Source organism: Streptomyces sp. NPDC050422, from assembly GCF_044458665.1.
In the GTDB taxonomy this organism is placed as follows: Bacteria; Actinomycetota; Actinomycetes; order Streptomycetales; family Streptomycetaceae; genus Streptomyces.
On sequence record NZ_JBITIE010000004.1, the window covers coordinates 391,511 to 401,502 of the forward strand.

A 9,992-nucleotide genomic window follows, 5' to 3' on the forward strand; every position below is an offset into this window, starting at 1 on the left:
CCCTAACGTCGACTGCACGTCGGAGTTGCGCAGGGACAGGCGCTCCGCCGCACCATCTGTGATCCAAGTAGCCCCAGGGGGAAGCGTGTTGTCGCGAAGGGCAAGTGAAGGCGAGACGGCGCCGGTGACGCGGGAGGGGGTCCTCTCCCTTCCGGCGATGCTGACCGATCTGGAGGAACTCGTGAGGTGCGAGTCCTTCTCGGCCGACCTGGGGGCGGTGGCACGCAGCGCGGAGGTGGTCGGCGCCGTCGGGGAGAGGCTGCTGGGGGTCGCACCGCAACGGATCGTGGTCGAGGGTGTGAGTCACCTGCGATGGTCGTTCGGTACCCCGAAGGTCCTGCTGGTCGGGCACCACGACACGGTGTGGCCCATGGGCTCGATCCGGAACCTTCCCTGGTCGGTGGAGGACGGCAGGGCGCGCGGGCCCGGAGTCCTGGACATGAAGGCGGGTCTGGTGCAGATGTTCCATGCGCTGGCTTCCCTCCCCTCGCCGGAGGGGGTGTGCGTGGTCGTCAACGGGGACGAGGAGGTCGGCTCCACGACCTCCCGGCGGCTGATCGAGCAGTCCGCAGGCGGGTGCGTGGCAGCGTTCGTGCTGGAGGCGTCGGCCGACGAGGGGGGTGCGCTCAAGACCGCTCGCAAAGGTACTTCGCGTTACGAGATCGTGGTGCACGGCAAGGCCGCACACGCGGGTCAGGAACCCGAAAAGGGGGTCAACGCCGCCATCGAGGCCGCACACCAGGTGCTGTCCGTCGCCGCCCTCGGCGCCTCGGCTGCCGCCGCCGCGGACGGCGGGCCCCTGGGCGCGGCAACCATCACACCCACCCTTCTGTCGGCGGGCAGTGCCCGCAACACCGTTCCTGCGCTGGCGCGGTTGATGGTCGACGTCCGGGCTCCCAGCGCTGTGGTGCAGGAGGCGATCGATGTGCTGGTACGAGGGATGACGCCCCGCACGCCCGGTGCGCGACTGGAAGTACGGGGCGGCAGACAGCGGCCGCCCATGGGGCCGGAGTCCTCCGCGGTCCTGTTCGCCCTGGCGTCCCGGATCGCCGCGGAACAGGGGCACGAACCGCTGAGGGCGGCGTCCGTCGGCGGCGCCTCCGACGCCAACTACACCGCGGCGGTGGGCTGTCCGACCCTGGACGGCCTCGGAGCCGTGGGCGCCGGCGCCCACGCGGACGCCGAGTACGTCGACGTTGCCCGCATGGTTCCCCGGGCCCGGCTGCTCGCCGGACTCATCGCACGGACGAGGCGATGACGTGCTCGTCCGCTCTGGCCGAGTGGGCCATGACAACCCTGGAAGGAGGCGATGCGGATGAGGCGCGACATGAGCGGGTTCGGATGGGGCGAGGCATGTGGCGACCACGCGGTCGCAGGAGTCGCAGGTGCGCTCGCGCAGACGGCACGGCGGTTGCTCATGGCGCTGTGTCTGTTGCTCCTCGTCCTCCTGCTCGTCAAGAGGCCCGCGGATGCGTTGACCAAGGGCGCCGTCGTGACCGGGGTCGTGCTCGTCGTGTGGGGGCTGACCCGTGCATGGAGCCTCGTGTCCGCAAGGTTCGGGCTCCGGAGGTGCTACCTGTTCGAGGGCGGGCTGGTCCTCACAGACCTGTTCGGCCGGCCGCGAGGAGCCGTGGCGTGGAGCGAGGTGACGGCCCTGAACGTGATGGTCTCGCAGTCGCTGCTCATGGCCTTCCACCGGTTCGAGATTGAGCGGCGAGGTGCCGGACAGTTGGCGTTCCTGGGCATGGGGCTCCGGCCGGCCGTGGTTGCGCCGTTGCTGAGCCGGGCGGCGCAGAACGGGGTGGGCCGCTGACCCCGGACGGCGATCGCGGTCACGCGGAGCACCCCGGGCCGACGGCAGGTTGCCCCGCGCCGACGCCGTGGACGGCGCTGCGGCGCGGGTCGCTGTGGAGGAACTGCGGGGAACCCAGGGCGCCTGAGGGCCACCGCCCGTCGTGGCCGGGGTGGCGATACGTGGGGGAGCCCACCCACCGCCCCGGCGAGGCGCAGGTTCGTGCGACGTCAGGCGAACAGCCGGCTGGGGTGGGAAGCGCGACGGGCGGCTGCCAGCAGCCCATGGATGCGGGGTCCGGCCTGGTCCATCTCCGTCAGGGGCGACGCGAACGGCAGCCGCACGTCGCGCCGTGCGCGGCGGAACTCCAGACGCAGCGTGAGGCCGTAGCGGTCCAGCGCAAGGGGGAGGGCGCGCAGCATGCTCTTGTCCGGCCGGGGGCGGACGAGACGCAGGAGCAACGGTACGAGTTCCGCGTGACTGTCCATGAGATGGGTCAGCATGTCCGCTTCGTGGGCGGCGACCGGATCGGGGATGGCCGTCCGGAGCGCGGACAGTGGAACGAACGTGCGGCAGCCACCATCGTCCAGGATCGCCTGGCCGAACTCCATGCAGATGCTGTGCGTGGCCTCCGCGTCGTAAGGGGCCGCCAGCAGCCCCGTCAGCGTGACGCGGGCACGCAGCCGGTCGCGTACGGGCGTGGGTGCGACGTCCGTCAGCTCGAGCCGGACAGGCACGGGAGCGGCCGGGCGGGCGGGCCCCGACTCGGACGGTTCATGGAGGTGGATGTGGCCCATGGCGCCCGTGCCGTCGAGGGTGTGGACCTCGACAGGGTCCGAGCCGTCACTCACCACCGTCATCGAATGGGCTGAGGCGAGGACCGACCGTACGCGCTCGGCGGGGGTCGGCTGCGTGACACGGGCGCTGAAAGGGCGCATCCAGGGTCTCCTGAGGAAGGTGACGAGATCCGGCGATGGTTGCTTAGGCATGCCTAACCTAACCTACGGATGGAGGGTGCTGCTCCATTCGGCGCCCGCTCCGCGGAGACCGAGTGGCGAGCCGCAAGGGCGGCACCTAGCGTCACCCGAGCCGAGGGGCATTGCTCGCTTGTGCGGACAAAAGGTCCACAGCTGCTTCTCGAGAATCCGGAGAACCATCATGCGCGTGATACGTGTCGCTTCTGTCGCCCTGCTCGGTGCCGCCGCTTTCGGAGTCGCTGCTCCGGCGGCCCTGGCCGACGACGGGAACCACAACATCACGTCGTTCGGCTTCACCGTCTCCCCGTCGACAGTCGCCCCCGGCGGCACCGTGACCCTCAACGCCACCGGGTGCGAGGTCCCGTCCGTGACCGTCACCTCGGGTGTGTTCGACACCGTCACCCTGGAGGAGGGCCACTCCGCCACCGCGCGCGTCGACGACGACGCCAAGTCCGGTGCCGAGTACGACGTCACCTTCGACTGCAAGGGGGAGAAGGGGACCACGCCGCTGACCATTCGCGAGGGCTCGGGGCACAACGACCACACGGGCTCGACGATGCCGGGCAACGGCGTCCGGGCCGGTGCCGGTGGCAGCTTCTCCGGGATGAGCCCGGGCGAGATCGGTACGGGAGCCGCCGTTGTCGCGGGTGCGCTCGGATTCGGTGCCTACAAGATGCGTCGTCGTTCCGGCAGCAACGCCTGACCGGGAGAGCGCCGACGGACCGGGCCCTGTCGTGGGCCCGGTCCAGGGACCACAGGACCGAAATGCGGAGAAGACGTGCACAGAGCCGTGTGGCACGAGTGGATCGAACCCGCCGAACCCCCGGCACCGGTACGGCACGGGCTGTTCGGCCGCCGCGCCGTCGCGGAGGGCCGGGACGACGGCAAGAACGACAGCGGCCGCCGCGGGCCTGGCTGGGGCACCCTGGCCGTCGCCCTGCTGCTCGGTCTGTCCCTCATCCGACAGGGTCTCGGCGGCGACGACGGGCCCCCGCAACCCGCGTCGGCCGTGGGTGACCGGTCCGGTGCGTCGGGTGCCGGCACGTGGCCGAAGGGGCCGCCTCCCCAACCCCTCACGCGGTCCCTGCCGGACCGGATCACCATTCCCTTCCTCGACGTCGACGCCCCGGTCGGCAAGGTGGGTCTGGGTACGGACGACTGGATCGACGCGCCACCACTGGCGGACAACAACCTGGCTGCCTGGTACGACGGTTCCGTCACTCCCGGCGAACCCGGCACCTCCGTGCTCGTGGGTCATGTGGACAACAAGACAGGCCCTGCGGTCTTCTACGGCCTCGGCGCTCTGGAGAAGGGGCGCCGCATCGAGATCGCCCGCACCGACGGCACGACCGCCGTCTTCTCCGTCTATGCCGTGGAGGTCGTCAGCAAGGCCGAATTTCCTGCTGACCGCGTCTATGCGAACACCTCCGAACCGGAGCTGCGCGTGCTCACCTGCGGTGGCGGCTTCTCGAAGAAGGCCGGCTACGACGGCAACGTCGTGGCGTACGCGCGTCTGACGTCTGTCGTCGGAGAGGGGCAGTCGGGATCGCATTGACCAAGCCGGCAGGAACGTACGTGGGCCGTGCACGGCGCGCAGGGCGGTGCCGGAACGGAGACCCGGCTACGGCCGGCTGTGTCCGTTTCCTTCAAGAAAATGATGGAAGCGACCCGATATCGTCGCCGCCATGAAGAGCACCGGAAGCGAATCGCGCCATATCAGCATCCATATCGCCAGCCCTGTGGAGGCTGTTTACGCCTTCGCCTCCGATCCGGCCAACCTCCCGGCGTGGGCCCAGGGACTGGGAGGCTCCATCGAGAAGATCGACGGCCAATGGGTCGCGGAATCCTCCCCCATGGGGCGGGTCGTCGTTGCCTTCACCCCCCACAACGACTTGGGCGTGCTCGACCATGACGTCACGCTGCCTTCCGGGGACACCGTCCACAATCCGGTCCGCGTCATCGCGGACGGCACGGGAAGCGAAGTGGTGTTCACCCTGCGACGGCAGCCGGGCATGAGCGATGCCGACCTCCGACGCGACGCCGACATGGTCGGTGCCGACCTGGCGCGGCTCAAGGAGCTGGCGGAGTCCGAGCAGACGGTTCGAGACAGCTGACCGGTACACGCGGTGCGGCTCGCGCGACAGGGCCAAGCGCCGGGGCCGTCATGCGCGTACGTATGACCACGGTTCAGGTGAGAGCGCCACAAGGTCGTACTGGGGGCACGGTGTCGTGATGCATTGCTTGGGCGCGGGGACACAGACGTAGCCGGTGGGCGCGATGACCGAGGCACACGGGCCCGCCTGCGGCGGGACGAAGCCTGCCGCGGCGTTCGCCGGGTGGGCCAGGACGAGAGGCAGGGCGGTCAGCGCGACGGCCGAGGCAGTGCGCAGCAGATTATTGATCACGAAGGACAGGCATAGTCGCCGCGCTGCCCGGGCGAAAGTCCCCGGCAGCCCAAGTCACCCGCCCGGGTGGACGATTCACCGACGAGAGGCTCTCCAGTGACAGTTGCTCTCTCTGTTTGTTCTCTTCGTTCTCCTCCTCGTGCCGGTCCGCCGCGTACCGGGTTCAAACGGTGCGGAATCGAGCAGGTGAGGAACATGAGTTCACTCTCGTGCACCAATCCACCACCGCTCGAGCGATCGCACGCGCCGCGTAGCGGGAGGAAGGCCTGGAGGGCTCGCATGTTCCGTCGACATGTCCTTGTCCCGGTCGCGATCGCTTCGATCACCCTGGCGGCAGCCGGTTGCGGCGGTACCTCGGCCTCGGCAGGACCGCCCGGGGCGACCGGCTCCGGGGCGACCGGTTCCGCACCGGCCGATTCCGCATCGGGCGCCGAAAGCTCTTCCGAAGGGGTCTCCATTTCCACTGTTGCCGGTACGGGCGCCTCCGATGAACCCGCCGACCAGGACCACTCCAGTAGTGCTGCCAGTGCCAGTGCCAGTGCCAGTGCCAGTGCCAGTCCCGGCTCCGGAGCCGGTCCGGATGCGCGGCGCTGTACCGCCGACGGCCTGACCATGCGCCTCGGTCGTGCCGACGCCGGCGCCGGTCAGATCCACTACCGGCTCACCTTCGTGAACCAGTCCACCACCGCGTGTGCCCTGCGGGGCTTCCCGGGTGTCTCCCTGATCAAGCGTGACGGCAGCGCGATCGGTGTCCCCGCCGAGCGTGAGGGCGCCACGCGGGAGTCAACCGTGATCGCCCCCGGCAAGACGGCAGCGGTCACCCTGCACACCCTGAACCAGGGCATCGAGGACTCGGGCTGCTGGAGCCGGCCCGACTACCTTCGCGTCTATCCGCCCGGTTCCAGGGATGCCCTGACCCTGCGCACCTCCCTGCTCCACGTCTGCGGCGACCGCTTCACGACCACGGCGGTGGACGGCTGACACCGTATGAGCCGGGCATCCGGGCAGGTCGACAGCTGCGCGACGAAACCTCCCGGGCCGTCGGGTCGGGCGCACCTCGTGAAAGGACCGACATGGACGTCATCGCGACCACTCACCGAGGCCGGGTCCGGGGCCGCGTCCGGGACGGGATCGCCACCTTCCTCGGCATTCCCTATGCCGCCGCACCCTTCGGCGCCCTCCGCTTTCGCGCCCCTGCGCCCGTCGAGCCCTGGGCGGGGCTGCGCGATGCGCTGGACTACGGGCCGACCGCGCCGCAGCGTCCCTACCGGCCGCCGCTCGATCGGTTGCTTCCCGAAGTGGACATCCCGGGGGAGGAGTACCTGAACCTCAACATCTGGACCCCGGACACCGGTGGGGGACCGCTGCCCGTGATGGTGTGGATCCACGGAGGATCCCTGCGGAACGGCTCGGGCGCCGTGTCCCTGTACGGCGGTCAGGCCTTCGCACGCGACGGCGTGGTCCTCGTCACCGTCAACTACCGGCTTGGCGTCGAGGGCTTCGGGGTGTTCCCGGACGCACCCGACAATCGGGGCCTCCTGGATCAGATCGCAGCCCTGACCTGGGTGAGGGAGAACATCGCGGCCTTCGGCGGGGACCCGGAGAACGTCACGGCGTGCGGCGAGTCCGCCGGGGCCGTCAGCATCGCCGCCCTGATGACCAGCCCTCGCGCGGCCGGCCTGTTCCACCGGGCGATCCTGCAGAGCGGAGCGCCGCACACCGTGCCGCGCAGCCGGGGCGCGGAAACCGTGCGTGCGATGGCGAAGGTGCTGCGGGTGCCCGCCACGGCGGAGGCGTTCGCGGAGGTGGACCGTGAGCTGCTGCTGGACGCACAGACCGAAGTGGTCGGCACATCCGATCCGATCAGCGGCGGACCCGGATTCCACCTCGTGACCGACGGCGACGTGGTCCCGGCCGGCCCCTCGCTGCCCACCGTCGACCTCCTGCTTGGCTATAACCGGGAGGAGTACCGACTGTGGTTCGTGCCCAGCGGGTTGGTGGACCGCGTCAGCGGTCTCTCCCTGCGGCTGGCCCTGCTGAAGCTCCGGATCCCGGGGCGGGTCGCCCGGCTGTACAGGGCGGCCGAGCCGGGCGCGAAGCCAGGGGTGGTCCTCGGCGAGATGGCCACGGACCTGCTGCTGCGAGCGCCACTGAACCGCCTCGCCGACGCGCGGCCGGCCCGGACCTTTCTGTACGAGTTCGCCTGGCGCTCGCCCGTTCTGGGACTGGGCGCGTGCCACGCACTGGAGATCGGATTCGTCTTCGACAACCTCCGGCACGGTGAAGCGCTCACCGGGCCGGGTGCTCCGCAACCGCTGGCCGACGTCATGCATCGGGCATGGGTCGCCTTCACCTCCTCGGGAGACCCGGGCTGGTCCGCCTGGGACACGCGCCGGCCGGTCAGGGTCTTCGACCACCCCGACAGAGGTGTCGACCTCGCACCACGCCAGGAGGAACTGCGGGCCTGGCTCCAGCAGCAGTGACCGCGAAGATGCCGGTGACCGGCCCACACCGAACGCACGGGAAGAACGCGCTTGCTCCGGTGTGGACCCACCTGTGGGAAGTGTTCACGGGCGGCTCCGCGCCGCGCCGCCCGTGCCGTGCATGAACCTCTAAGTCCAGCAATCGCAGGGCAGTTGGTGAACGAGATGGAGCGCCCCGCCCTGCGGGTGCGTCCAGAGCCTTGCCAGTCCCGTGGGAGCGGTTCTATTCTCCACACGAGAAAGCGCTTTCCACTTATGCGAGCGCCGTTCCGGTGACTGTGGAGTCGCGGCATCTGCTGGGACTTCATGACCGAGTTGCCACACATCCGGATCGGGGCCGCACTCGCGGTGCCGACACGTCATGGGGTCGAGGACGTACGCCATGACGACGAGGCATCGCGCCCTCCTTCGCGGTTTCGAAGGCGACAGCCTCCTGCAAGGGTGGCGGCGGTGACCCCGCGGTCGACGTCTGTGTACGTGTAGCTCCAGGCCGCAATGGCGCGGCCCGTTCGATCGCACCGAAGAAGAGCACCCGCAACCACGCTGATCAGGGTTTGTCCAGCAAGGAACCCGCGGCCCGCAGGCCATCGGATGACATGGGCATGCCATTTCGTGTCCGGCCCGGAAACGAACAGGGAGAAACCAGCATGAAGAGACGAGTCGCACTGCGCCTGTACGCGGCGCTGACCACGGCCGCCCTTGCCGGCGCGACCGGCGCCGTAGTGTCGATGCCTTCGGCATCAGCCGCTACCGGTGGCGCCACCGGCTATGCAACGCAGAACGGCGGAACCACCGGCGGTGCGGGCGGACAGACGGTCCGGGCCACCACGGGCACCGCGATCCACCAGGCCCTGTGCAGCCGGGCCAGCAGCAGCACCCCCATCACCATCGAGGTCGAGGGGACCATCAATCACGCCAACACCGCCAAGGTGTCCGGCGACAGCTGCAACACCGCAGCCGGTGTGATCGAGCTCAAGCAGATCAGCAACGTCACGCTCGTCGGTGTCGGCAGTGGAGCCGTCTTCGACCAACTGGGCATTCACATACGGCAGTCCAGCAACATCATCATCCAGAACGTGACCGTCAAGAACGTCAAGAAGTCGGGGTCGCCCACGTCCAACGGCGGTGACGCCATCGGCATGGAGAGCGACGTCCGCAACGTGTGGGTCGACCACGCCAGCCTGGAAGCGTCGGGAGGGGAGTCGGAGGGATTCGACGGCCTCTTCGACATGAAGGACAACACGCAGTACGTGACGCTCTCCTACAGCACCTTGCGCAACTCCGGCCGCGGCGGACTCATCGGGTCGAGCGAGACCGAACTCTCCAACGGCTTCGTCACGTTCCACCACAACCTGTACGAGAACCTCGACTCCCGTACCCCCCTGCTGCGCGGCGGCATCGCCCACATCTACAACAACTACTACGTGAAGCTCAACGAGTCCGGGATCAACTCCCGGGCCGGGGCCCGCGCGAAGGTGGACAACAACTACTTCAAGGACTCCAAGGACGTCCTGGGCACCTTCTACACCGACGCGGCCGGGTACTGGCAGGTCAGCGGCAACACCTTCGACAACGTGACGTGGTCCGCCCCCGGCAGCGAGAACAACCCGGCCGGGCCCGACCCGAAGTCCAACACCACCGTCAGCATCCCCTACGCCTACAGCCTCGACGCGGCGTCCTGCGTGCCCGGGATCGTGGCCCAGACGGCGGGCGCCAACAAGGGGCTGAAGGTGTCGGACGGCAACTGCTCGACGCAGACGCAGACGCCGACCCCGGACCCGACCGACCCGACCCCGGACCCGACCGACCCGACCCCGGACCCGACCGACCCGACCCCGGACCCGACCGACCCGACGCCGGACCCGACCGACCCCACCGGGACCAACCTCAGCATCGGTGCGGGCGCTGACGGGTCCGGCAAGGCCGACGGGACGAGTTACGGCAACGTGCGGGACGGCAACCTGAGCACCTACTGGTCGCCCGCAGGAGCCACCGGTTCCGTCTCGGTCAAGTGGGCCTCTGCCACCTCCGTGTCCTCGGTCAGCATCCGGGAGGCGTCCGGCTCCGCCGGCAGCATCGGATCCTGGAAGGTGCTCAACGGCGACACCGGAGCCGTACTGACCTCCGGGAGTGGCGCGGGGGTCATCGCCATCCCGCAGACGTCGTTGCGCAAGATCACCTTCCAGATCACCGGCTCGACAGGCACCCCGAAGATCGCCGAGTTCGAGACCTACGCGGGTTAGGGCGTGTTTCGAAAGTAGCGCCGTCCGCCCGGAGGGCGGGCCGGGCGGCGTCTGGTGCGTGCGATCGCAAGGCGCCGGGAAGTCCTCGTAGC

9 protein-coding genes are annotated in these 9,992 nt (G+C 69.5%); 8 read left to right on the top strand and 1 reads right to left on the bottom strand.

Translation table 11 applies throughout. The features are described from left to right. Positions 1-157 precede the first annotated feature (157 nt). A complete protein-coding gene (locus tag ACIBJG_RS08070; protein ID WP_399305410.1) occupies positions 158-1,258 on the top strand; it encodes a M20/M25/M40 family metallo-hydrolase in 1,101 nt (366 codons plus the stop codon). A 69-nt stretch (positions 1,259-1,327) separates the two neighbouring features. Further along, positions 1,328-1,813 (top strand): hypothetical protein, encoded by a 486-nt coding sequence (locus ACIBJG_RS08075; protein ID WP_399305359.1) that lies wholly within the window; start codon positions 1,328-1,330, stop codon positions 1,811-1,813. Between the two features lie 209 nt (positions 1,814-2,022). Here ACIBJG_RS08075 and ACIBJG_RS08080 read toward each other — a convergent pair whose 3' ends face one another. Beyond that, positions 2,023-2,730, bottom strand: a complete 708-nt coding sequence (locus ACIBJG_RS08080) for a DUF2470 domain-containing protein (protein WP_399305362.1) — start codon at positions 2,728-2,730, stop codon at positions 2,023-2,025. Between the two features lie 220 nt (positions 2,731-2,950). Between ACIBJG_RS08080 and ACIBJG_RS08085 the strand changes: the two genes are divergently transcribed. From ACIBJG_RS08085 to ACIBJG_RS08110, 6 genes are all read left to right on the top strand, one after another. Next, the gene (locus ACIBJG_RS08085; protein WP_399305365.1) at positions 2,951-3,472 is read left to right on the top strand and encodes a hypothetical protein; all 522 of its coding nucleotides are present in this window, start codon (positions 2,951-2,953) and stop codon (positions 3,470-3,472) included. Between the two features lie 141 nt (positions 3,473-3,613). After that, the gene (locus tag ACIBJG_RS08090; RefSeq protein WP_399305412.1) at positions 3,614-4,324 is read left to right on the top strand and encodes a class F sortase; all 711 of its coding nucleotides are present in this window, start codon (positions 3,614-3,616) and stop codon (positions 4,322-4,324) included. Between the two features lie 130 nt (positions 4,325-4,454). Beyond that, positions 4,455-4,883, top strand: a complete 429-nt coding sequence (locus ACIBJG_RS08095; RefSeq protein ID WP_399305367.1) for an SRPBCC family protein — start codon at positions 4,455-4,457, stop codon at positions 4,881-4,883. A gap of 570 nt (positions 4,884-5,453) precedes the next feature. Next, positions 5,454-6,155 carry a DUF4232 domain-containing protein gene (locus tag ACIBJG_RS08100; protein WP_399305370.1) on the top strand — a complete coding sequence of 234 codons (702 nt, stop codon included), beginning with the start codon at positions 5,454-5,456 and terminating at the stop codon, positions 6,153-6,155. A gap of 92 nt (positions 6,156-6,247) precedes the next feature. Further along, the gene (locus ACIBJG_RS08105) at positions 6,248-7,657 is read left to right on the top strand and encodes a carboxylesterase/lipase family protein (RefSeq protein WP_399305374.1); all 1,410 of its coding nucleotides are present in this window, start codon (positions 6,248-6,250) and stop codon (positions 7,655-7,657) included. A 647-nt stretch (positions 7,658-8,304) separates the two neighbouring features. After that, positions 8,305-9,900: a polysaccharide lyase family 1 protein gene (locus ACIBJG_RS08110; RefSeq protein ID WP_399305376.1), complete on the top strand. Its 1,596-nt coding sequence runs from the start codon at positions 8,305-8,307 to the stop codon at positions 9,898-9,900. Positions 9,901-9,992 lie beyond the last annotated feature (92 nt).

What these genes read in the sequence shown, in the direction of transcription:
- ACIBJG_RS08070 (WP_399305410.1), top strand. Translation starts at nt 158, where the DNA reads ATGCTGACCGATCTGGAGGAACTCGTGAGGTGCGAGTCCTTCTCGGCC.
- ACIBJG_RS08075 (WP_399305359.1), top strand. Translation starts at nt 1,328, where the DNA reads ATGAGCGGGTTCGGATGGGGCGAGGCATGTGGCGACCACGCGGTCGCA.
- ACIBJG_RS08080 (WP_399305362.1), bottom strand. Translation starts at nt 2,730, where the DNA reads ATGCGCCCTTTCAGCGCCCGTGTCACGCAGCCGACCCCCGCCGAGCGC.
- ACIBJG_RS08085 (WP_399305365.1), top strand. Translation starts at nt 2,951, where the DNA reads ATGCGCGTGATACGTGTCGCTTCTGTCGCCCTGCTCGGTGCCGCCGCT.
- ACIBJG_RS08095 (WP_399305367.1), top strand. Translation starts at nt 4,455, where the DNA reads ATGAAGAGCACCGGAAGCGAATCGCGCCATATCAGCATCCATATCGCC.
- ACIBJG_RS08100 (WP_399305370.1), top strand. Translation starts at nt 5,454, where the DNA reads ATGTTCCGTCGACATGTCCTTGTCCCGGTCGCGATCGCTTCGATCACC.
- ACIBJG_RS08105 (WP_399305374.1), top strand. Translation starts at nt 6,248, where the DNA reads ATGGACGTCATCGCGACCACTCACCGAGGCCGGGTCCGGGGCCGCGTC.
- ACIBJG_RS08110 (WP_399305376.1), top strand. Translation starts at nt 8,305, where the DNA reads ATGAAGAGACGAGTCGCACTGCGCCTGTACGCGGCGCTGACCACGGCC.